The sequence below is a fragment of the Modestobacter sp. NPDC049651 genome (assembly GCF_040659695.1).
Lineage (GTDB): Bacteria > Actinomycetota > Actinomycetes > Mycobacteriales > Geodermatophilaceae > Modestobacter.
Genome location: NZ_JBFAOG010000001.1, coordinates 125531 through 146516, shown reverse-complemented (window position 1 = coordinate 146516; position 20986 = coordinate 125531). Strand labels below are relative to the sequence as shown.

The 20986-nt window shown below is 76.2% G+C and carries 26 protein-coding genes; 18 read left to right on the top strand and 8 right to left on the bottom strand.

The annotated features are described in order from the left end of the window. The first annotated feature begins 1 nt into the window (after nucleotide 1). From AB0J00_RS00775 to AB0J00_RS00750, 6 genes are all read left to right on the top strand, one after another. Nucleotides 2-835: a DUF2993 domain-containing protein gene (locus AB0J00_RS00775; protein ID WP_357738728.1), complete on the top strand. Its 834-nt coding sequence runs from the start codon at nucleotides 2-4 to the stop codon at nucleotides 833-835. A gap of 46 nt (nucleotides 836-881) precedes the next feature. Then, on the top strand, nucleotides 882-1349 hold the full coding sequence (locus AB0J00_RS00770) for a thioredoxin family protein (RefSeq protein WP_357738725.1): 468 nt from the start codon (nucleotides 882-884) through the stop codon (nucleotides 1347-1349). Nucleotides 1350-1510: 161 nt separating this feature from the next. Beyond that, on the top strand, nucleotides 1511-1954 hold the full coding sequence (locus AB0J00_RS00765) for a DUF4395 domain-containing protein (RefSeq protein ID WP_357738722.1): 444 nt from the start codon (nucleotides 1511-1513) through the stop codon (nucleotides 1952-1954). Between the two features lie 24 nt (nucleotides 1955-1978). Next, nucleotides 1979-2812, top strand: a complete 834-nt coding sequence (locus tag AB0J00_RS00760) for a sulfurtransferase (RefSeq protein WP_357738719.1) — start codon at nucleotides 1979-1981, stop codon at nucleotides 2810-2812. Between the two features lies 1 nt (nucleotide 2813). Continuing rightward, on the top strand, nucleotides 2814-3107 hold the full coding sequence (locus tag AB0J00_RS00755) for a DUF1416 domain-containing protein (RefSeq protein WP_357738716.1): 294 nt from the start codon (nucleotides 2814-2816) through the stop codon (nucleotides 3105-3107). Between the two features lie 167 nt (nucleotides 3108-3274). Beyond that, a complete protein-coding gene (locus AB0J00_RS00750) occupies nucleotides 3275-4174 on the top strand; it encodes a formate/nitrite transporter family protein (protein ID WP_357738714.1) in 900 nt (299 codons plus the stop codon). Nucleotides 4175-4268: 94 nt separating this feature from the next. Here the strand turns inward: AB0J00_RS00750 and AB0J00_RS00745 are convergent, their stop codons facing one another. Beyond that, nucleotides 4269-4961, bottom strand: coding sequence for a TetR/AcrR family transcriptional regulator (locus tag AB0J00_RS00745; protein ID WP_357738711.1), 693 nt, complete (start codon nucleotides 4959-4961; stop codon nucleotides 4269-4271). A gap of 128 nt (nucleotides 4962-5089) precedes the next feature. On the opposite strand from AB0J00_RS00745, the gene AB0J00_RS00740 reads away from it, so the two are divergent. The 3 genes from AB0J00_RS00740 to AB0J00_RS00730 all read left to right on the top strand — a co-directional run bounded on the left by AB0J00_RS00740 (nucleotide 5090) and on the right by AB0J00_RS00730 (nucleotide 8477). After that, nucleotides 5090-6031: an NAD-dependent epimerase/dehydratase family protein gene (locus tag AB0J00_RS00740; RefSeq protein ID WP_357738707.1), complete on the top strand. Its 942-nt coding sequence runs from the start codon at nucleotides 5090-5092 to the stop codon at nucleotides 6029-6031. 131 nt (nucleotides 6032-6162) lie between these two features. Next, on the top strand, nucleotides 6163-6756 hold the full coding sequence (locus AB0J00_RS00735) for an FABP family protein (protein ID WP_357738706.1): 594 nt from the start codon (nucleotides 6163-6165) through the stop codon (nucleotides 6754-6756). Further along, nucleotides 6753-8477 carry a DUF885 domain-containing protein gene (locus tag AB0J00_RS00730; RefSeq protein ID WP_357738703.1) on the top strand — a complete coding sequence of 575 codons (1725 nt, stop codon included), beginning with the start codon at nucleotides 6753-6755 and terminating at the stop codon, nucleotides 8475-8477. Before AB0J00_RS00735 ends, AB0J00_RS00730 begins: the two co-directional genes overlap by 4 nt. 60 nt (nucleotides 8478-8537) lie before the next feature. On the opposite strand, the gene AB0J00_RS00725 is transcribed toward AB0J00_RS00730, so the two are convergent. From AB0J00_RS00725 to AB0J00_RS00715, 3 genes are all read right to left on the bottom strand, one after another. Continuing rightward, nucleotides 8538-9272 (bottom strand): hypothetical protein, encoded by a 735-nt coding sequence (locus AB0J00_RS00725; RefSeq protein WP_357738700.1) that lies wholly within the window; start codon nucleotides 9270-9272, stop codon nucleotides 8538-8540. Nucleotides 9273-9624: 352 nt separating this feature from the next. Next, complete coding sequence (nhaA, locus tag AB0J00_RS00720; RefSeq protein WP_357738697.1) at nucleotides 9625-10947, bottom strand: Na+/H+ antiporter NhaA; 1323 nt, start codon at nucleotides 10945-10947, stop codon at nucleotides 9625-9627. A gap of 70 nt (nucleotides 10948-11017) precedes the next feature. After that, nucleotides 11018-11863 (bottom strand): aminotransferase class IV, encoded by an 846-nt coding sequence (locus AB0J00_RS00715; protein WP_357738695.1) that lies wholly within the window; start codon nucleotides 11861-11863, stop codon nucleotides 11018-11020. Nucleotides 11864-11904: 41 nt separating this feature from the next. Between AB0J00_RS00715 and AB0J00_RS00710 the strand changes: the two genes are divergently transcribed. From AB0J00_RS00710 to AB0J00_RS00675, 8 genes are all read left to right on the top strand, one after another. Then, nucleotides 11905-12360, top strand: a complete 456-nt coding sequence (locus AB0J00_RS00710) for a Fur family transcriptional regulator (RefSeq protein ID WP_357738692.1) — start codon at nucleotides 11905-11907, stop codon at nucleotides 12358-12360. Then, on the top strand, nucleotides 12357-13475 hold the full coding sequence (locus AB0J00_RS00705; RefSeq protein WP_357738689.1) for a folate-binding protein: 1119 nt from the start codon (nucleotides 12357-12359) through the stop codon (nucleotides 13473-13475). Before AB0J00_RS00710 ends, AB0J00_RS00705 begins: the two co-directional genes overlap by 4 nt. A 61-nt stretch (nucleotides 13476-13536) precedes the next feature. Beyond that, nucleotides 13537-14385 carry a 3-keto-5-aminohexanoate cleavage protein gene (locus tag AB0J00_RS00700; protein ID WP_357738687.1) on the top strand — a complete coding sequence of 283 codons (849 nt, stop codon included), beginning with the start codon at nucleotides 13537-13539 and terminating at the stop codon, nucleotides 14383-14385. Continuing rightward, the gene (locus AB0J00_RS00695; protein ID WP_357738684.1) at nucleotides 14382-14945 is read left to right on the top strand and encodes an aerial mycelium formation protein; all 564 of its coding nucleotides are present in this window, start codon (nucleotides 14382-14384) and stop codon (nucleotides 14943-14945) included. The genes AB0J00_RS00700 and AB0J00_RS00695 overlap by 4 nt, the downstream gene beginning before the upstream one ends. After that, nucleotides 14946-15911: an asparaginase gene (locus tag AB0J00_RS00690; protein WP_357738681.1), complete on the top strand. Its 966-nt coding sequence runs from the start codon at nucleotides 14946-14948 to the stop codon at nucleotides 15909-15911. Between the two features lie 56 nt (nucleotides 15912-15967). Next, nucleotides 15968-16471, top strand: coding sequence for a helix-turn-helix transcriptional regulator (locus AB0J00_RS00685; RefSeq protein WP_357738678.1), 504 nt, complete (start codon nucleotides 15968-15970; stop codon nucleotides 16469-16471). After that, entirely contained in the window at nucleotides 16468-17289 is an 822-nt protein-coding gene (locus AB0J00_RS00680) for a hypothetical protein (RefSeq protein ID WP_357738675.1), read from the top strand. The genes AB0J00_RS00685 and AB0J00_RS00680 overlap by 4 nt, the downstream gene beginning before the upstream one ends. Nucleotides 17290-17385: 96 nt before the next feature. Next, on the top strand, nucleotides 17386-17679 hold the full coding sequence (locus AB0J00_RS00675) for a DUF2516 family protein (protein ID WP_357738673.1): 294 nt from the start codon (nucleotides 17386-17388) through the stop codon (nucleotides 17677-17679). A 6-nt stretch (nucleotides 17680-17685) separates the two neighbouring features. On the opposite strand, the gene AB0J00_RS00670 is transcribed toward AB0J00_RS00675, so the two are convergent. The 3 genes from AB0J00_RS00670 to AB0J00_RS00660 are packed head-to-tail and all read right to left on the bottom strand — an operon-like array spanning nucleotide 17686 to nucleotide 19279. Continuing rightward, nucleotides 17686-17889 carry a PspC domain-containing protein gene (locus tag AB0J00_RS00670; protein ID WP_357738671.1) on the bottom strand — a complete coding sequence of 68 codons (204 nt, stop codon included), beginning with the start codon at nucleotides 17887-17889 and terminating at the stop codon, nucleotides 17686-17688. Nucleotides 17890-17923: 34 nt separating this feature from the next. Next, on the bottom strand, nucleotides 17924-18784 hold the full coding sequence (locus AB0J00_RS00665) for a fused MFS/spermidine synthase (protein WP_357738667.1): 861 nt from the start codon (nucleotides 18782-18784) through the stop codon (nucleotides 17924-17926). Nucleotides 18785-18808: 24 nt separating this feature from the next. After that, nucleotides 18809-19279 (bottom strand): VOC family protein, encoded by a 471-nt coding sequence (locus tag AB0J00_RS00660; RefSeq protein ID WP_357738664.1) that lies wholly within the window; start codon nucleotides 19277-19279, stop codon nucleotides 18809-18811. Between the two features lie 27 nt (nucleotides 19280-19306). Between AB0J00_RS00660 and AB0J00_RS00655 the strand changes: the two genes are divergently transcribed. Then, entirely contained in the window at nucleotides 19307-20167 is an 861-nt protein-coding gene (locus tag AB0J00_RS00655; RefSeq protein WP_357738661.1) for a helix-turn-helix domain-containing protein, read from the top strand. A 7-nt stretch (nucleotides 20168-20174) separates the two neighbouring features. Here AB0J00_RS00655 and AB0J00_RS00650 read toward each other — a convergent pair whose 3' ends face one another. After that, nucleotides 20175-20960, bottom strand: a complete 786-nt coding sequence (locus AB0J00_RS00650; RefSeq protein WP_357738658.1) for a maleylpyruvate isomerase family mycothiol-dependent enzyme — start codon at nucleotides 20958-20960, stop codon at nucleotides 20175-20177. Between the last annotated feature and the right edge of the window lie 26 nt (nucleotides 20961-20986).

Sequence of the window (20986 nt, the reverse complement as noted above, 5' to 3'; positions counted from 1 at the left end):
CATGAGCCAGCACGACCGGTCCGACGACGACACCCGGGCCATCCGGTACGACCAGCCCTACGACGAGCAGGGGTACGACGACGGGTCCTGGGACGACGGCTGGGACGACGAGCCGCCCCGCCGGCGCCGCCGCGGCCGCCGGCTGCTCGTCGTCCTGCTGGTGCTGCTCGTGCCGCTCGCCGTGCTGCTCGTGGTCGCCGACCGGGTCGGCGTGCGGATCGCCGAGGGCGTGGTCGCCGAGCAGATCGAGCAGCGCGGGGCGCTGTCCGGCCGGCCCGACGTGGACATCGCGGGCACGCCGTTCCTCACCCAGGCGCTGCGCGGCCGCTACGACGACGTCCGGGTGCGGCTGACCGCCGCCGAGCTGGACCAGCCGGAGGGCACCAGCGCCGACGTCTCGCTGCGCGGGGTGCACGTGCCGCTGTCGGACGTGATCGGCGGCTCGGTGCGGGAGGTGCCGGTCGACCGGGTCGACGGCACCGCGTCGCTGTCCTACGAGCTGCTGAGCTCCCAGCTGGGTGACGACACCCGGCTGAGCTGGACCGGCACCTCGCTGCGGGTCACCCGCACCGTCGAGGTGCTCGGGTACACGGTGCCGCTCACCGCCGACGGCACCGTCCGGCTCGACGGGCAGGAGCTGCGGATCGACGTCGGCAACGTGTCCGCGGCCGGCGCCGGCGTGCCGTCGGCGGTCGTGCGGCGCGCGTCGGACCTGCTCGACCTGCACTACCGGGTGCCCACCCTGCCCTTCGGCCTGCAGCTCACCGGGGTGCGCCCCGGTGCGGACGGCGTGCAGGTCACCGTCGAGGCCGAGGACACGGTGCTGCGCGGCTGATGCCGGCCCGCGGAATGGTCGGGCGGGCGGACCGGTTGCCGGAGGCGTGAGCGGGACCGGAGCCGTGGTGCTGGTGGCCGCCCTGGCCGTGTGCGCCGGGGTGGCCTGGTGGTCCCGCACCCGTGACGGCCGGGTCCGCCGGCTCTCGGCCGAGGAGGGGCGCGTGGGCAGCCGACCGGACGGTGCAGCGCAGCAGACGACGGTGTTCGACCAGCTGGGCGTGCGCGCCGGCGAGGCCGACCTGACCGTCGTCCAGTTCTCCACCGCGTTCTGCGGTCCGTGCCGGACCACCCGCGCCCGGCTGCAGCAGCTCGCGGCGACCCACCCGGGGCTGTCCTACGTGCACGTGGACGCCGAGAGCCACCTGGACGCCGTCCGGGAGCTCGACGTCCGGCGCACCCCCACGCTGTTCTGGCTGGACCGCTCCGGGGAGGTGCTCGCGCGCAGCAGCGGGGCCCCGCGGCCGGCCGAGCTGACCGCGTTCGTGGAGGCCCGCACCGGGGCCGCGTCGTGACCCGCTACCCTCGCCCCGTGGGCATCCTGCTGACCTCGCGACGCACGGTGGACCTGTGCCGCGTCGGCAGCTGCCTGTGTCCGACCTCCTGAGGGCGCTGACCACTCCGCGCCCAGACGTGCCCTGAACGCCGTCGGAGGTCCCCCGGAGGTCCGTCCCCCATGCGTCCCACCCCTGCACCGTCCCGCGAGGTCGACGTCCGCGGTCCGCGCTTCGGCGCCTGGCTCACCTCGCTCGTGCTGGCGGCCGCGCTGCTGACCGGCAGCGGCTGGCTGGTCACCGTCCAGGCCGTGGTGTTCGCCGTCGGCGCCGCCGCTGGGCTGCGCCACGCGCCGTACGGCGTGCTGTTCCGCGTGCTGGTCGCGCCCCGGCTGGGGCCGGTCCGGGAGCGGGAGCCCGAGGCCCCGCCGCGGTTCGCCCAGCTCGTGGGCCTCGTCTTCGCCGGGGTCGGCGCCGCCGGGTACCTGCTCGGCGCGCCGGTGCTCGGCGCCGTCGCCACCGGCCTCGCGCTGGTGGCGGCCCTGCTCAACGCAGCCACCGGCTTCTGCCTGGGCTGCGAGCTCCACCTGATCGTCCGGCGGGCCCGCGCGGCCCGCGCCGTCTGACCCACCCACCGCAAGGAGAGAGCCATGAGCCGCAACGACGTGCTCGTCACCGCCGACTGGGCCCAGGAGCACCTCGGCCAGCCCGGCATCGTCTTCGTCGAGGTCGACGAGGACACCAGCGCCTACGACAAGGGCCACCTCGAGGGCGCGGTGAAGCTGGACTGGAAGACCGACCTGCAGGACGCCGACTCCCGCGACTTCGTCGACCGCGAGGGCTTCAGCGCCCTGCTGTCGGCCAAGGGCATCAGCAACGACGACACCGTGGTGCTCTACGGCGGCAACAACAACTGGTTCGCCGCCTACGCCTACTGGTACTTCAAGGTCTACGGGCACCGCGACGTCAAGCTGGTCGACGGCGGCCGCAAGAAGTGGGAGCTGGACAGCCGCCCGCTGTCCTCCGACGTCGTCGAGCGCCCGGCCACCTCGTACCAGGCCGCCGAGCCGGACACCTCGATCCGCGCCTTCCGCGACGAGGTCGTCGCCGCGATCGGCACGAAGAACCTCGTCGACGTCCGCTCGCCCGACGAGTTCGCCGGCAAGCTGACCGCCCCGGCGCACCTGCCGCAGGAGGGCGCGCAGCGCGCGGGCCACATCCCGACGGCGGTCAACGTGCCGTGGAGCAAGGCGGCCAACGAGGACGGCACCTTCAAGAGCGACGACGAGCTGCGCACGCTCTACGCCGACGCGGGACTGGACACCAGCAAGGACACCATCGCGTACTGCCGCATCGGCGAGCGCTCGAGCCACACCTGGTTCGTGCTGCGCGAGCTGCTCGGTGAGCAGAACGTGAAGAACTACGACGGCTCGTGGACCGAGTACGGCTCCCTGGTCGGCGTCCCGATCCAGAAGGGCGCCTGACGTGTGCGGCGCACCCGCCCAGGGGGGCGCGCTGGCCGGCATCGACCTGACCACCCAGACGGTGATCCAGGGGTCGGTCTGGCACGACGGCTCGCCGGTGGCCGGGGCCTACGTCCGGCTGCTGGACGCGACCGACGAGTTCACCGCCGAGGTGGTCACCAGCCCCGAGGGTGAGTTCCGCTTCTTCGCCGCGCCGGGGGACTGGACGCTCCGCTCGCTGGCGCCGGTCGGCCGCGCCGAGCGGAAGGTGGCCGCCGAGGTCGGGCTGAACGAGACGACCCTCGCGATCGCCTGAGCGGCCGCAGCTCGAGCCAGGGCCCGTCTCCCCTCCGGGGGAGGCGGGCCCTGCCGCGTCGACGGCCGGTGAGCGGGATCGGCCCCCGGGGAACAAAATGGTTGCATCGCGCCATTCACTTTGGCGACGGCCTCCGCCGCCCCCGCGCAAGACACGAGGAGATCCCCATGGCGTTCAAGACGCCTGACCAGATCGCCGTCACGGCGGTCGACGCCGGTGCGGCCAAGGCCCACCTGTCGCCGGCCCGGATGCTGGTGGGCGGTGTCCTCGCGGGTGCCTACATCGCGTTCGCCGGCCTGCTCGGCATCGTCGTCACCTCCGGGCTCGCGCCGGCGACCTGGGGGAACCTGCCCACGCTGGTCTTCGGCCTGACCTTCTCGACCGGGCTGATCCTGGTCGTCATCGCCGGCGCCGAGCTGGTCACCGGCAACATGGCGCTGCTGCCGCTGGCGGTCCTCCAGCGCCGGGCGACCACCGCCCGGGCCGGCCTGAGCCTGGTGCTGGTCACCGTGGGCAACCTGCTCGGCTCCCTGCTGGTCGCCTACGTCTTCGCCGTGAAGACCGGGGTCATCGGCAGCGCCGACAGCCCCGAGGGCTCCGGCGGGGCGCTCACCTTCGCCCGGCTGGGGGCGGTCGCCACCGGCAAGGCCCTCACCGAGACCAACTCGGAGATCTTCTTCCGCGCCGTCGCCTGCAACTGGCTGGTCTGCCTGGCCGTGTGGATGGCGTTCGCGGCCGAGGACGTCGTCGGCAAGGTCTTCGCGATCCTGTTCCCGATCACCGGGTTCGTCGCGATGGGCTTCGACCACGTCGTCGCCAACATGTTCTTCCTGCCGGCGGCCGTGTTCGCCCACGTGCCGGACATCGGCTGGAGCGACGTCGCCGGCAACCTGGTCTTCGCCTACCTCGGCAACTTCGTGGGGGCGGCGGTCTTCGTGGCCGGGGCCTACTGGTTCCTCTACCTGCGGGGCAAGGACACCACGGCCACCGCGCCGAACAGGGTGCAGACGACCGCGGCCAGCGACGCCGATAGCAAGGCCGGCCAGTACGCCGCCGGCCCGCGCTGACGGCTCCCCGCCCCTCCACCCCGACCCCCTCCCGCCCGACACCTCCCGCCCCGGCGCACCTGGTGCACCGGGGCGGGTGTGCGTCCGGGGCCGGTCAGCGGGCCGGTCGCAGGCCCACCAGCCCCGCCAGGTCCCGCGCGGCAGCGTCGAAGAACGCGTCCGGGTCGGCGACCGCACCGGTGAGGTGCCCGAACAGCTCGAAGCTGACCAGCCCGAACAGGCCGCTCCACGCCAGCACCGCGCGGGCCTGGGTCCGCTCGTCGACGTCCGTGCGGCCGGGCGCGAGCACCGGCGCCACCTCCGGGGTGACCAGGGCCGCGGCCGGCGCGGCGGGCTCCCCGGGCGCCACCAGCCCGGCGTCGGCCGCGGCGGCCAGGATCCTGCCCAGTGCGGAGCCGACCCGCATCGCCGCGGGCACGGTGTCCCGCGGCGCGCGGTAGCCGGGCACCGGCGAGCCGTAGAGCAGCGCGTACTCGTGCGGGTGGGCGCGGGCCCAGCCCCGCACGGCGGTGCACACGGCCGCCCACCGGGCGAGCGGCTCGGCGTCCGGGTCGTCGGCGGCCTCGGCCGCGGAGCCCAGCGCGTCGTACCCGTCGATGATCAGCCGGGTCAGCAGGTCGTCGCGGCTGGGGAAGTAGCGGTACACCGCTGAGGACACCATGCCCAGCTCCCGCGCCACGGCCCGGAGCGACAGGCCGGCCGCGCCGACGGTCGCGAGCTGGGCGCGGGCCAGCTCGGTGATCTCGGCGGTCAGCTCGGCGCGGGCGCGCTCACGGGCGGTCGGCACCGGTCCAGCATGTGCGACGAGAGCACCGCACGCAAACGAGAGCACCGCTCTTGACAGGGACGGCGACCGGGTGGAGGGTCGACGCACCAGAGAGCACCGCTCTCGCAAGCGACGACCCGGAGGTCGACATGGGACGGCACGTGGTGGTGGGCAAGGGCCCGGTGGGGACGGCGACGGCGGAGCTGCTGGCCGAGCGGGGGCACGACGTGCTCGTGCTCTCCCGCAGCGGCGGGCGCAGCACCGCCACGGTCGAGCACCGCGCCGTCGACGCGAGCGACGCCGCCGCGCTGACCGCGGCGGTCGGGGCGCCCGACGCGCTGTACAACGCGGTCAACCCGCCCGCCTACGACCGCTGGACGCAGGACTGGCCGCCGATCGCGGCCGCGGTGCTCACCGCCGCCGAGCAGGCCGGCGTCCTGGTGGTCATGGGCAACCTGTACGGCTACGGCCGGCCGAGCGGGCCGATGACGCCGGAGACCCCGCTGGCGGCCACCGACGTCAAGGGGCGGATCCGGGCCGGCATGTGGCAGGACGCGCTGGCCGCCCGCGCCGCGGGGCGGCTGCGGGTCACCGAGGCGCGCGCCTCGGACTTCATCGGCCCGACCGTGCCGCCGGCCCAGTCGCACGTCGTCCGCCAGCTCGCCACGCTGCGGGCCGGCCGGCGGGCCTGGGTGGTCGGCGACCCCGATGCCCGGCACAGCTGGAGCTACGTGCCCGACGTGGCCGCGACGCTGGCCACCCTCGGCACCGACCCGCGGGCGGAGGGCCGGGCCTGGATGGTGCCCAGCGGCGAGCCGCGCAGCCAGCGGCAGGTGCTCACCGAGCTGGCCGCCGCCATGGGCGCCCGGCCGGCCCGGGTCAGCGGCCTCCCGTGGCCGGTGCTGCGGGCGATCGGCGCGACCAACGCCCAGATGCGCGAGATCGTCGCGATCCGGCACCAGTGGGACGGCGACTTCGTGCTGGACGCCGCCGCGACCACGGCCACCTTCGGGCTGACCGCGACCCCGTGGCCGGACGTCGTGGCCGCCACCGCCGCCGCGGCCGACGGGGCACCGGCGACCTCCCGCTGAGCGCGCGGATACCGTGACCCCATGGGCCAGGTCTCCGCGTGGGCGCTCGTCGTCCTCTCCGCGCTGGCCGCCGCCGGCTGCGCGGCGTCCGCCTGGCGCCTCACCCGCCGCGAGCGTCCGGAGCGCACCCGATGAGCACGCCGTCCGACCAGCCCACGTCCCCCACGCCCGCCGGGCTGCCCGCGCAGCCGGCCGGCGGGCCCACCGAGCTGCCCGTGCCCGACACCGTCGACGTCCGCGAGGGCCCCGAGGTCGCGCACGAGCTGCTCTCGGTGCTGCCGCTGCTCGGCGAGTGGCACGGCGAGGGCCAGGCGGCGGGGCCCGACGGCGACCACCGGTTCGGGCAGTGGGTGCGGTTCGCGCACGACGGCCGCGACTTCCTGTCCTACGAGTCGCGCACCTGGCGGATCGCCGACGACGGCACCGTCGCCGGCCCCGACGCCCGGGAGACCGGGTTCTGGCGCCCGCGCGAGGGCGACGAGGTCGAGCTGCTGGTCTGCTCCCCGGCCGGCCTGGTGGAGATCTACGCCGGCACCGCCCGGACGTCGACCAGCTGGGAGCTCACCAGCGACGTGCTGGCCCGCACCCCCGACCACCCGGACACCAGCCGCGCCACCCGGCTGTACGGGATCGTCGACGGCGCGCTGCTGTACGCCGTCGACCGCGCCGCCGCCGACCAGCCGCTGCGCCCGACGATGTCCGCCCGCCTGGAGAGGATCCGATGACGCAGCCCGCGACCACCGAGTCGTCCGCCCGCCCCGCCACCCCCAGGCAGGTCGCCGACCGGTTCGTCGAGCAGCTGTCCGACCTCGACCCGATCGTCGCCACCAGCCTGGGCAACCGGCCGGGCGACGACCGGCTGCCCGACACCAGCCCCGCGGGTGCCGACGCCGAGGCGCAGCTGCAGCGCGACACCCTCGCCGAGCTGGACCGGGTGCTCGCCGCCGACCCGGCGCTCGCCGACGACCCCGTCGAGCGCCGCTGCGCGACCCTGCTGCGCGAGCGGCTCACAGCGTCGCTCGACCTGCACGACGCCGGTGAGCACCTGCGCGCCGTCTCCAACCTGTTCTCGCCGGTGCACTCGGTCCGCCAGGTCTTCTCGATGATGCCCAGCGGGTCCGCCGAGGACTGGGCCGTGATCGCCCGCCGGCTGGCCCGGGTGCCCGAGGCGTACCGCGGCTACCGCGAGTCGCTGGCCGCCGGCGCCGCGCGCGGCCTGCTCGCCGCGCCCCGCCAGGTGCGCACCGTCGTCGGCCAGCTCGACGAGTGGCTGGCCGGGCCGTACTTCGCCGGCCTGGTCGCCGCCGGCCCCGAGGAGCTGCGCGGCGAGCTGGACGACGCCGCCCGGGCCGCCGACGGCGCCGTCGCCGAGGTGCGCGACTTCCTGCGCGACGAGTACGCCCCGCAGGCCGAGGGCACGCCCGACGCGGTGGGCCGCGAGCGCTACGCCCGGTTCGCCCGCTCCTGGAACGGCACCGACCTGGGCGCCGGCCAGGGGCTGGAGGAGGCCTACGCGTGGGGCTGGGCCGAGCACAAGCGGATCCTCGCCGAGCAGCGGGTGCTCGCCGACCAGGTGCTCGCCGGCGGCACGCCGATGGAGGCGATGCGCTGGCTCGGTGAGCACGGCGAGGCGATCGAGGGCGTCGAGCAGATCCGGGTGCGGCTGCAGGCGATGATGGACGAGGCGGTGGACGCCCTCGACGGCGTCCACTTCGACATCGCCGGGCCGGTGCGCCAGGTGGAGGCGATGATCGCCCCGCCGGGCAGCGCAGCGGCGCCGTACTACACCCGCCCGACGCAGGACTTCTCCCGGCCCGGCCGCACCTGGCTGCCGACCCTGGGGAAGGACCGGTTCCCGCTGTGGGACCTCGTCTCCACCTGGTACCACGAGGGCGTCCCCGGCCACCACCTGCAGCTCGCGCAGTGGGCCTACGTCGCGCAGGACCTGTCGGCCTACCAGACCTCTATCGGGTCGGTGGGCGCCAACGTCGAGGGCTGGGCGCTCTACGCCGAGCGGCTGATGGACGAGCTGGGCTTCCTCACCGACCCCGGCGCCCGGCTCGGCTACCTCGACGCGCAGCAGATGCGCGCCGTCCGGGTGGTCGTCGACATCGGCATGCACCTGGAGCTGACGATCCCCGACGACGTCGAGGGCTCGATCGCCGGGCACGCCGGGGAGACGTGGACGCCGGAGCTCGCCCGCGCCTTCTTCGGCGACTACTGCGGCCGCGACCCGGAGTTCCTCGACAGCGAGCTGGTGCGCTACCTGGGCATGCCCGGCCAGGCGATCAGCTACAAGCTGGGGGAGCGGGCCTGGCTCGCCGGCCGGGAGGCCGCCCGGGCGGCGAAGGGCGACGCGTTCGACCTCAAGGCCTGGCACATGGCCGCCCTCTCGCAGGGCAGCCTGGGCCTCGACGACCTCGCCGCCGAGCTCGCCCAGCTGTAGCGCCCGAGGCACAGGAAGCTCTGCACCCGGTTCCGGGCGCGGAACCGGGTGCGGAGCTTCCTATGCCTGGGGGTCGGGGGCGTCGGGGGGCGGCGGGTTGACCCGGTCGGCGTCCCAGGTGGTGCGGTCGGCCGCCGAGGCGGGCGCCGTCTCCAGGTCCGGGGCGGCCAGCACGTCGGCGATGCACGCGGCGGTGCCGGCGACGTAGGTGGTGACCAGGTCCGCGTCGGTGGCCACCAGCCACGCGCGGTCCAGCGGCCACCAGAGGTTGGCGCTCTGCTCGAACGGCTCGGCGGCCATGTTCGCCGCGGCCAGGGTGATCGGCCCGTGCACGAGCCAGAAGCCGCGGCCGTCGACGTCGACGGTGGGGTGGTCGGTGAGCACCGCGCCGCCGTCCTGCACGCCGAACCAGCAGTCCTCGGGTGTGCTGGTGTGCCGGGACAGCACGCCCACCAGCCGCTCGGCGACCGGGGCGGGCAGGTGCCCGCGGGCCGGGGCACCGTGCCACAGCGGCGCCTGGTCGTCGTTCTCGAAGTAGTCCATCGCGCCGGTGACCGAGCCCCACTGCATCAGCGGGTGGGCGGAGGTGCCGTTGGCCGTCGCGACGGCCCGCCAGGGCACCTCGACGTCGTCGTCACCGACGTAACGCACCGCGGGGTGGAACACCCGGGCGACGGCGGGGAAGAGGTCGGTCACCAGTGCGGCGACCGTGCCCGGGACGGCGGCGCGGACGGCGCCGGCGATCCACTCCCCGGCGGCGGGGTCGAGCGCCACGGGGCGGCCGGCGAACTGCACGCACCGGATCCTCCCAGGGACCGACCGTCCTGGAAAACGGACAACCCCCGGGCTGCTCCGCGGCGCTGGACCCGCCGGAGCGGGGAGCTGCACGCGGGCCGACTGGACAATGGTCGGCGGCCCGGGGGTCGGGTGACTGTCCGGTTCTCGCTCGCCGCCGTACGACGGACGGGCGGGATTGCCGTCGCTCAGTTCGCGTCGGTCCACGACGCTGGCTGAACGGGCGGCCCATCTGGACGGCGGCTAGCGGACAGCCACCTCACGAGTCCTGAACGACATCAAAGTCCGGACCACCTCCTCTCTCGTGTACCCCGACGGTACGACGCCGGAGAGGGCGCGGCAACGAGCTTTTTCAGCCCTCGGCGGAACGGGCCGCGAACACGTCCGGCACCCCGTCGGCGTCGTCGTCCACGGTCTCCTCCTCGCGGATCCGCCGGTACCGGCGGTTGCGCAGCCGGAGCAGGACCGACGCCAGCAGGGCGGCCAGCAGCGTGCCGGTGAGCACCCCGACCTTCACGTGCTCGTCGCGCAGCGAGCCCGGGCCGAAGGCCAGCTCGCCGATCAGCAGGGACACCGTGAAGCCGATGCCGGCGAGCACCGCCAGACCGATCACGTCGGGCCAGCCGAGCGAGGGGTCGAGCTGGGCGCGGGTGAAGCGCGACAGCAGCCAGGTGGCCAGCGAGATGCCGATGGTCTTGCCCAGCACCAACCCGACGACGATGCCCAGTGCGACCCGGTCGGTGAGCGCGGAGCCCAGCCCGGAGAGGCCGCCGACGGTGACCCCGGCGGAGAAGAACGCGAACACCGGGACGGCGAAGCCCGCGCTGATCGGGCGGAACCGGTGCTCGAAGTGCTCGGCCAGCCCCGGCCCGGCGTCCGGTCCCCCGGCGGACTGGCTCCGGACCACGGGCACGGTGAACGCCAGCAACACCCCCGCCACGGTCGCGTGCACCCCGGAGGCGTGCACCAGGGCCCAGGCCACCAGGGCCAGCGGCATGAGCAGCCACCAGCTGCGCACCCGCCGCTGCACCAGGAACCCGAACGCGGCGATGGGCAGCAGCGCCAGCAGCAGGGGGGTGATCGACAGCGCCGAGGTGTAGAAGACCGCGATCACGACGATCGCCAGCAGGTCGTCGACGATCGCCAGGGTCAGCAGGAAGGTGCGCAGCGCGCTGGGCAGGTGGGTGCTGATCACCGCCAGGACGGCGAGCGCGAACGCGATGTCGGTGGCGGTGGGGATCGCCCAGCCGGCCAGGTCACCGTCCCCGCCGAGGTTGACCAGCACGTAGAGCACCGCCGGCACGGCCATGCCGCCGACCGCCGCGGCCACCGGCAGGGCGGCCTTGCGCGGGTCGCGCAGGTCGCCGGCGACGAACTCGCGCTTGAGCTCCAGCCCGGCGATGAAGAAGAAGACCGCCAGCAGCCCGTCGGCGGCCCAGGCGCCCAGCGACAGGTCCAGGTGCAGGGACGCCGGCCCGACGGTCGTGTCGCGCAGCGTCTCGTAGGCGGCCGACCAGGGGGTGTTGGCCCAGACCAGCGCGACCAGCGCGCCCACCATGAGCAGCACGCCGCCGACGGTCTCCTTGCGGAGCACCTCGGCGATCCGGGCGGTCTCGGACCACGACCCGCGGCGGAAGAGGCTCGGGGTGGGACGGGTGGGACCAGGGGCGGTCATCGGGCGGCTCCGGTGTGCGGGGTCGGGTCAGGAGTTGCCGACCAGACTTCCCGGCGCACCGTGGGCCACGTTACCGGGCGAGCAGCTCCCGCACCCGGGCGGTCAGCCCCGCGTCCCCGCGCGCCACGCCGTCCAGCTGCACCACCGGCGCCGCGCCCCGGATGCCCGACAGCAGCCACACCGCATCCGCGGCGTGCAGGTCGGCGACCGTGCCGGCGGTGACGGCGGTGGGCCGGCCGGCGGCCTCCGCGGCGGCGAACAGCCGGGCCTGGGTGGTGCCGGCGAGGATGCCGGTCTCGACCGGCGGCGTGTGCAGCCGTCCGCCGGCCGCCCAGACCACGGTCGAGGTGGGGCCCTCGAGCAGCTGCCCCTCCAGCGAGGTGAAGACGACGTCGTCGGCGCCGCGGGCGTGCGCCTGCCGGTAGGCGGCCATGTTCACCGCGTAGGAGAGCGTCTTCGCCCCGCCGAGCAGCCACGGGGCGGTGGCCCGGAAGCCCGCCGGCACGCCGAGGGAGAGGGTGACCACCCGGACGCCCTCGTCGCGCTGGCGCAGCGTCTCCGCCGGGACGGCGGCCAGCAGCGCCAGCAGCGTGGGCGGGGTGCCGTCGCCGAGCCCGCGGGTGAGGAAGACGCGGCAGGCGCCCTCGACGGTGGCCGGCCAGCCGTCGACGACCGCGGCCACCACCGCGCGGACGGCGTCGTCGCCGGGGTGGGTCAGCTCCATCAGCCGGGCCGAGCGGCGCAGCCGGGCCAGGTGGTCGCCGAGGTGCGGCGTCGCCCCGCCGGCGACCAGCACCGACTCGAAGCACCCGTCGCCACGCCCCAGCCCGAGGTCGAACGCGCCGACCACCGGGTCTGCTGCGCCGACCGTGCGCGCGCCGCCGTCGGACCAGACCGCCACCCGTTCCGTGCTCACGCTGCGCCAGCCTGCCGTACGCCGGAACTACGCTCGACGGCGTGTCCGGGGAGGAGAAGGCGGGAGCCCCGCTGGCCGCCGAGCTGCGCGCCCGCGGGTTGCGGATGACCGGCCAGCGCCAGCGGGTGCTGGACGCGGTCGCGGCGCTGTCGCACGGCACCCCCGAGGAGATCCACGCCCGGCTCAAGGCGGACGCCGGCCCGGGTGGCGCCGCACCGGACACGTCCACCGTCTACCGCGCCCTGGAGCTGCTCGAGCAGCTCGGCCTCGTGTGGCACACCCACCTGGGCAAGGGCGCCCCGATCTACCACGCCGCCCAGCAGCACCGGCACGTCCACGTGGTCTGCCAGTCCTGCGGCACGCTCAGCTCCGCCGACCCGACGCTGCTCGACCAGGCCGCGGAACGTCTGGCGGCGGAGATGGGTTTCAGCCTGGACGTGGGGCACGTCGCCCTGTCCGGCACGTGCCGGGAGTGCCGGGAGAAGGAGAACCCATGAGCTCACCGCTGCTGCACCGACCGGGCGCCGTCGCGCAGGAGGGCGGGTCGGTCGCGGCCCACTACGGGGAGCCGCTGCCCGAGCAGCGCCGCCTCGCCGAGGGCGCCGGCCTGGTCGACCGCAGCGACCGGGACGTCGTCGCCGTCCCCGGCGCCGACCGGTTGTCCTGGCTGCACGACCTGACCAGCCAGCACCTGCGCGAGCTGCCCGACGCCACCGGCACCGAGGCGCTGTTCCTCGACCCGAACGGCCGCGTCGAGCACCACGCGGTGCTCGCCGACCTGGCCGGCACGACCTGGCTGGACGTCGAGGCGGGCACCGGCGAGGCGCTGGCCGGCTGGCTGCAGCGGATGCGGTTCATGCTCCGCGTCGAGCCGGCGCTGGTCACCGACGCGTGGGCGGTGCTGTCGCTGGTGGGCCCGCAGGGCGACGCGGTGCTGGCCGCCGCGGGCCGGCCGGTGCCGGACGGCGCGCCGTACGCCGTCGTCCCGCTGCCCGGGGGCGGCCTCGCGCGCCGGATGCCGGCGACCGGCGACGGCGTCCCGGTCGTCGACCTGCTGGTGCCCCGCGCCGAGCTGGCCGCGCGCGCGGACGAGCTGCTGGCCGCCGGCGCCGTCCTGGCCGGGGTCGACGCCTACGAGGCGCTGCGGGTCGAGGCGCGCCGGCCGCGGGCCGGGGTGGACTCCGACGAGCGCACGATCCCCAACGAGGTGGAGTGGCTGCGCACCGCCGTCCACCTGGAGAAGGGCTGCTACCGCGGGCAGGAGACCGTCGCCCGGGTGCACAACCTCGGCCGGCCGCCGCGCCGGCAGGTGCTGCTGCACCTCGACGGGCTGAGCGAGACCCTCCCCGCCGCGGGCACGCCGGTGACCAGCGGCACCCGCGAGGTGGGCCGGGTCGGCAGCGTGGTGCGCCACCACGAGCTGGGCGTCATCGCGCTGGCGCTGGTGAAGCAGTCCGTGGCGCAGGACGCGCAGCTGCGCGTGGGCGACGCGGTGGCCGCGATCGACCCGGACGACGCCCCCCGGGGCCCCGACGCCGACGTGGCTGCGGCGCGTGAGCGCGTGGCGGCCGTCCGGTCTGCGAACATGCGCCCGAGGACGACGCGTTCGTGAGCATCGCAGCGAGCGCCAGCGAGCGAGGAGCGGAGCGGTTGCGGAGTCGAGTCGAGTGCCGGTGACGACCGGCACCCTCATCACGCTCGCCCCCACGGGGGCGGAGTCGGCGAAGGCCGACGTGCCGGCGCTGCCGGTGGGCGTGGACGAGGTGGTGGCCACCGCACGCGACTGCCAGGCGCTGGGTGCGGCGGTGCTGCACCTGCACGTCCGGGGGCTCGACACCCGCCCGACGCTGGACCTGCCGCGGGTGCGCGAGGTGGTCGCCGCGGTGCGGGAGAGCACCGACCTGGTGGTGCAGCTGTCGACCGGCGGCGCGGTCACCGACCCGCCCGAGGCGCGGCTGGCCGTGCTGGACGCCGAGCCCGACGCCGCCTCGCTGTCGCTGGGCACGGTCAACTTCGGCCGCGACGTCTTCTACAACCCGTGGGACCTCATCGTCGAGCTGCACACCCGGATGCAGCAGCGGGGGATCGTCCCCGAGTACGAGGTGTTCGACCTCGGCCAGCTGGCCACGCTCGCCCGGTTGCTGGACCGGCACGGCCTCCCGCACGGTGGGCACGTGCACGTCGACCTGGTGATGGGGGTGCCCGGCGGGATGCCCGGCACCACCGCGGCGCTGGCCGCCTGCCTGCCGGCGCTGCCGCCCGGGTCGACGTTCGCCGCCACCGGCGTCGGGCGCACCTCGTTGCCGGTGATGCTGGCCGCGCTGTCGGCCGGCGGGCACCTGCGGGTCGGCATGGAGGACACGCTCACCTACGCGCCCGGCGAGCCGGTGCGCGACAACGCCCAGCTGGTCGCCCGCGCGGCCGGGCTCGCCCGGATCGCCCAGCGCCCGCCCCTGACACCCACCGAGGCCCGCGAGATGCTGGGCGTCGCACCGAGCCGACCCGTGGAGGAACCCCGATGACCGCCCCCGAGCCCACCGCCCCCGGCGGCGCCGCCGTCGACGAGCTGCTCGACCCGGCCTTCCTAGACGGCGTCGAGCAGCTGCCGATGGGCGACGTGCGCGCGCTGCGCCGCCGCGCCGAGCAGGCGGAGGTCAACCTCTCCTACACCCGCCGGCTGCTGCAGGGCCGGCTGGACATCGTGCGCCGGGAGCTCCAGCGCCGGGCCGAGCACGACGGCCGGTCGCTGATGGACCTGCTGCCGGAGATCCTCGCCGAGAAGGGCCGCGGCCCCGCCCACGGCCTGGGCCGGCACCAGACCGTGCAGCCGCAGGCCCCCGAGCAGCTCGAGCACTGGGTCAACAGCCTGGCGCCCGGCGTCGACCTCTCCGACGTGCCGGGGCTGCCCGACGACCAGCTGGAGTCCGCGGCCCGCGCGCTGGGCGCGGGCGAGCGCAGCCTGTCCGAGCGGCGCCGCGGCGTGCAGCAGGTCATGGACGCGCTCGCCGGGGAGCTGGGCCGCCGCTACCGCGACGGCGAGGCCGACGTGGCCCAGCTGCTCGCCGACGAGGCTCGGCACTGAGTGGGCGACTGGCCGGACAGCCCCGTCCTCGCCGAGGTCTGGCGGTCGGGGTTCCTGGAGTCGGTGCACCGGGGGTCGCTCGTCGTCCTCGGTGCCGACGGCGAGGTGGTGTTCGAGGCCGGGGACACCACCCGGCCGGTGCTGCCCCGCTCGTCCAACAAGCCGGTGCAGGCGACCGCCTACCTGGACGCCGGGTGGCAGCCGCGCGACGACCGCGACCTCGCCCTGGCCGCGGCCTCGCACAGCGGTGAGGACGGCCATCGTGAGCTGGCCGCCGAGCTGCTCGCCGCCGCCGGGCTGACCCCCGACGACCTCGGCTGCCCGCCGGCGCTGCCCGGCCACGAGGCGACGCGCGCGCAGTGGCTGGTCGCCGGCCGGGCGCCGGAGCGGCTGGCGATGAACTGCTCGGGCAAGCACGCCGCGATGCTGGCCGCCTGCGTGGCGGCCGGCTGGCCGACCGAGGGCTACCTCCACCGCGGCCACCCGTTGCAGCAGGCGATCGAGGCCCGGCTGGCCGAGGCCGGCGAGGAGCCGGTCGCCGCGGTCGTCGTCGATGGCTGCGGCGCCCCGCAGCACGGGCTCCCGCTGCGGGGCCTGGCCCGGGGCGTGCTGTCGCTGGTCCAGGCGGAGCCGGGGACCAGCGGACGGCGGGTCGCCGACGCGATGCGCGCGCACCCGTGGCTGGTCGCCGGCACCGGCCGCGACGACACCGAGCTGATGCCGGCGGTCGAGGGGCTGCTGGTGAAGGGCGGTGCCGACGGCGTGCACGTCGCCGCGCTCCCGGGCGCCGGCGCGGTCGCGCTGAAGTTCGACGACGGCGGGGACCGGGCCCGGCTGCCCGTGCTCACCGCGGGGCTCCGCCGGCTCGGGGTGCCGGCCGACGTGCTGTCGCCGTGGCTGCTCACCCCGGTCACCGGCGGCGACGAGGTGGTCGGCCAGATCCGGGCGGGCGCGGTCCTCGCCTGAGGGCAGTGCTAGCTGCTGCGCTTGCAGCAGCTAGCACTCCGGGCTACCGTGGAGCCGTGCAGCGCCCCACGGAGTTCGTCCGCGAGCAGGTGACCTCGGTCCGCGAGACCGTCGCCACCGCTGCGGCGTCCGCCGCGGCCGAGGCCACCCAGGTCTCCGGCGCGGTCGGCTCGCAGGTGGGCGAGTTCATCCGCGCCCAGCGCAGCTCCGCGCAGGTGTCGCTGCGGGAGCTGGCCCGGACGGCCGGCGTGAGCAACCCGTACCTGTCCCAGGTCGAGCGCGGGCTGCGCAAGCCGTCCGCCGAGATCCTGGCGCAGATCGCGCGCGGCCTGAAGATCTCGGCCGAGACGCTCTACGAGCAGGCCGGCTTCCTCGACCGGCGGTCCGGCACCGCCGGCACGGTGGCCGCCATCCGCGCCGACGAGGCGATCTCCGAACGGCACAAGGCCGTGCTGCTGGAGCTGTACGAGACCTACGCCCGCGAGCACGCCGCGCGGGCCGCCACCGGGCGCGCACCAGAGACCACCCCCACCCCGCACCCCCAGGAGGAGCAGGCATGAGCCGCACCGACACCCTGAAGTCCACCGGCAAGACGCTCGTCGACACCGGCCGCACCGGCCTGCTGGCCGCGCTCGGCGCCGGCGACGCGGCCTTCGACCGGGCCCGGTCCGCCGTCGAGCTGCTGCGCACCCGCGCCGAGTCCCTGCCGGGCGAGGCGCAGGTCCAGGCCGACCTGGCCGCCAAGGAGGCCCGCACCCGGGCCGAGCTGGCCCGTGACCGGGCGCAGCGCGCCGCCGCCGTGGCGCGGGCCCGCGCCGAGGTCGCCGCCGGCCAGGCCGCCGCCGCGGCCGAGCAGGCCCGCCTCGCCGCCCAGACCGCCCGCTCCGCCGTCACCTCGGGCGTCCGGCCGGACGCCGTCGTCGAGCAGCTCACCGAGCTCGTCGGCACCGCCCGTCAGCAGGCGCTGGCGGCGCTGGAGGAGCTCACCGGCCGCGGCGAGAAGCTCGTGGGCGAGCTGCGCACCAGCCCGGCGCTGCGCCGCGTGGTCGGCCGCACCGAGCAGGTCGTCGACACCGTCGAGGGCACGGTCGAGGACACCACCGACGCCGCGGCGGACGCCGCGGACACGGTCACCTCGCTGACCCAGGAGAGCGCGGCCCGCACCGGCGCGGCGCTCGACTCCGCCGAGGAGCTCAGCCGCACCGCCGCCACGGCGGGCAAGCGGACCGCCCGCAAGGCCACCGCCGACAAGGCCACGACCGAGAAGGCCACCGCCGAGAAGCCGGCCAAGAAGGCGGCCGCGAAGAAGAGCCCGGCCCGCGCCGCCACCCCGGTGCCGGACCCGACCGCCGTCCCGGCCAAGAGCACCGACCGCTGACCCGGTCCCCCCACCGCGACGGCCCGGTACCCCCTCAGGGGGTGCCGGGCCGTCGCGTCGTGCGGGGCAGTGGCCCGGCGCGGGTAACCTCGGGGCATGTACGACTTCGACGGGGTCATCATGAGCGTCGTGTCGCTCGCGACACTCGTCCTCGCCGTGTGGGCGTTCGTCGACGCGGCGATCCGCCCGACCGCCGCCTTCCCGGCGGCGGGCAAGCTCAGCAAGCCGGCGTGGCTGGGCATCACCGGCGTCGCGGCGCTGCTGCTGCTGTGGAGCGGCCCGCTCAGCTTCTTCGGGCTGCCCGCGGTCATCGCCGCGGTCGTCTACCTGGTCGACGTCCGGCCGGCCGTGCGCGGGCTGCGCCGCGGGGGCAGCAGCAACCCCTGGTGACCGGGCTCAGCGGCCGCCGTCGGCCGGCATGAGCACCCACAGCACCAGGTAGGCGACGAACTGCGGGCCCGGCAGCACGCAGGACACCACGAACGCGATCCGCAGCCCGCTCCGGGACAGGCCGAAGCGGCGGGCGAGGCCGGAGCACACCCCGGCGATCACCTTGTGCTGCGTGTCGCGGGTGAGCCGGCGGGACATCGGTGCGGTCATGCCCCGACCCTACGGTCCCGCACGGGCGGGCGGATCAGCCGAAGACGCCGGCCGGCGGCTCGGGTGAGGGCTGCGCGGCCGCGTCGGTCACCGGGGCCGTGCTGCCGGTGAAGGCGGTCAGCAGGTCGCCGGCGACCACCCGCGAGGGCATCGGGTCCGCCGAGCAGCGCCGGGTGAGCTCGGCCAGCGGCAGCTCGGCGTCCGAGGCGACCGCGACCAGGTTGCCGAACCGCCGGCCGCGGAACGTGCCGGGCTCGGCGACCAGCGCGACGTGCGCGAACACCGCGGCCAGCGTGGCCGCCTCCGCGCGGGCGAACCGCAGCGGCGGCCCGTCGGAGACGTTCCACGCGGTGGTGCCGCCGGGGCGCAGCACCCGGGCGACGTCGGTGGCGAACTCCACCGTGGTCAGGTGCGCCGGGGTGCGGGCGCCGGCGAACACGTCGACCACCACCACGTCGGCGCTGGCCGCCGGCAGCGCGGCGAGACCCTCCCGGGCGTCGATCGCGCGCACCCGGACCCGGGCCCCGCGCGGCAGCGGCAGCTGGCCGCGCACCAGGTCGGTCAGCTGCTCGTCCAGCTCCATCACCCGCTGCTGCGAGCCCGGCCGGGTCGCCGCCACGTAGCGCGGCAGGGTCAGCGCGCCGCCGCCCAGGTGGACGACGTCCAGCGGCGCCCCCGGCTCACCCACCAGGTCCAGCACGTGCCCGATCCGGCGCACGTACTCGAACTCCAGGTGGGTGGGGTCGACCAGGTCGACGTGCGACTGCGGCACCCCGTCGAGCAGCAGCTGCCAGGAGCCGTCCCGGTCGGCGTCGCCCAGCAGCTCCGCCGTCCCGCCGCCGACCCGGGTCGCGCCCGGCAGCGGCGTCAGGTGCTCACGGTTCCTCCGGCCCACCCGACCATCGTGCCGGACGGCCGGTCAGACCCCGCCGGCCGCCGCCCACTCGGCCAGCCGCCGGTCGGCCTCCTCGGGCGAGACGTCCTCGACCCGGGTCATCACCGCCCAGCGGTGGCCGAACGGGTCGATCACCGAGGCGAACCGGTCGCCGGTGACGAAGGTGGCCGGCGGCTCGCGCAGCACCGCGCCGCGGGCGACGGCCGCGGCGGTGACCGCGTCGACGTCGGGCACGTAGACGCAGGTCGAGCTGCTCACCGGTCCCGTGCCGGGGGCGACCAGCTCGTAGGCGTCGCTGGGGTCGCCCAGCTGCAGCCGGCCGATCCCCAGGTCGAGCTCGGCGTGCGGCACGGTCCCGTCGGGGGCGTCCATCCGGCTGACCACGCGGGCGCCGAACACCGCGCAGTAGAAGTCGATGGCCTCGGCGGCGGGGGAGCAGACGAGGAAGGGGGTCAGGGTCGTGTAGCCGTCGGGGCGGCCGTTCGTGATCGCCATGTCGGAGACCCTGCCTACGCTGCGGCCGTGCCGTCTTGGACGAACGCGACAGGGGGGACGGCGGAGCGCGCCGACCCGCTCTCCCGCGGGGTGCTGCACCCGGAGCGGACCCAGCAGGTGGCGGGGTTGCGCCGCGACCTGCAGGTGCACCCGGCGCTCGCGCCGTTCGTGGAGCGCTGGTGGTCGGTGCGCTGGGACCGCACCGGGCAGCCGCCGTTCCGGTCCGAGGTGCTCAGCCACCCCAGCGTCAACCTCTCGGTCGAGGAGGGCACCTCCCCGCGGTTCGGCGTCGCCCTGCCCGCGGTGCTGGTGCACGGGGTCGTCGTCCGCCGGTTCACCATCGACCTGGTCGGGTCCGGCCGGGTGACGGCCGCGAAGTTCCGCCCCGGCGGCTGGGCCGCGTTCACCGGCCAGGGGCCCGCGGTCGGCACGGTCACCCCGCTCGGCGCCGGGCTGGGCGTCGACCCGGCCCGGCTGCTCGCCGACCTCCTCGGTCAGGACGACGACGCCGACCGGGTCGCCGTGCTGGAGGCCGCGCTGGTCCCGGTCGCGCCGGAACCGCCGGCCGAGTACGCGGAGCTGTCCGCGCTGCTCGCCGAGATGGCCGACGACCGGTCGCTGCTGCGGGTCGACCAGGTGGCCGACCGCGCCGGGCTGTCGGTGCGCTCGCTGCAGCGCCGCTTCGCGACCTGGGTCGGCGTGCACCCGAAGGCGGTGCTCGCCCGCTACCGGCTGCAGGACGCCGCCGCCGCGATCGACGCGGGGGAGCGGGACCTCGCGGGGCTCGCCGCGTCGCTGGGCTGGTTCGACCAGGCCCACTTCAGCCGCGACTTCCGGGCGGCGGTCGGCGTCCCGCCGTCGGTGTACCTGGCCCGCGCCGTCGGCTGAGCCGCGGTCAGCGGCCGCGCAGCAGGGCGGCGGCGCGCGGGTCGCCGGTGGTGCGCACCTCCGCCGGGCGCCCCCACAGCCGGCGCAGCAACTGGTCGGCGGTGCCTTCGAGGCGGGCGTCGCAGCCGGCGGCGGGCTCGTCGGTGACGGTCACCTCGGCGTCGGCCACCCGCACCGTCCAGGCGCGCTCCAGGTCGGTGGCGGTCACACCGACGGTGACCCGGGCGGTGGCCAGCGGCGGGGCGCCGGCCCAGCGCGGCAGCAGGACGGCGAGCAGCTCGTCGACGCCGTCGCCGGCCAGCACCGGGTCGGCGGGCCGCGGGTCCAGCCCCGCGGCGACGGCGAGGTCCATCCGGTGCACGGTGACCTCGTGGGTGAGCCGCCGCGCCCACTCCCGCACCCGGCCGGCGGCGGCCGGGCCGACCGGCCACGCCGGGGCGTCGGGGTCGGTGGTGCGCAGCGCGGTGACCAGCTCGGTCAGCCCGACGGCGTACCAGCCGTGCAGGTCGTCCCGTGGCGGGCGGAACCGGCTGACCGGCCCGGGGTCGCGGCGCGCACCGGCCCGGACGGCGACCGTCGCCCGGCGCATCACCGCACCGACGTGGGCCACCAGGTCGTGCGCCGTCCAGCCGGGCACCCACGGCACCTCGACCTGCAGGCCGCCGCTGACCGGGGTGCGGCCGGCGGCGAGCTCCTGGGCGGTGATGCCCAGCCGTTCGCCCTCCTCGACCACGGCGGCGGTGCACCGGTCGAGCAGCTCCTCGGGTGACAGCCGCGGCGGGGAGATCGTCACCCGGCCATCGTGCACCCGCCGGGCAC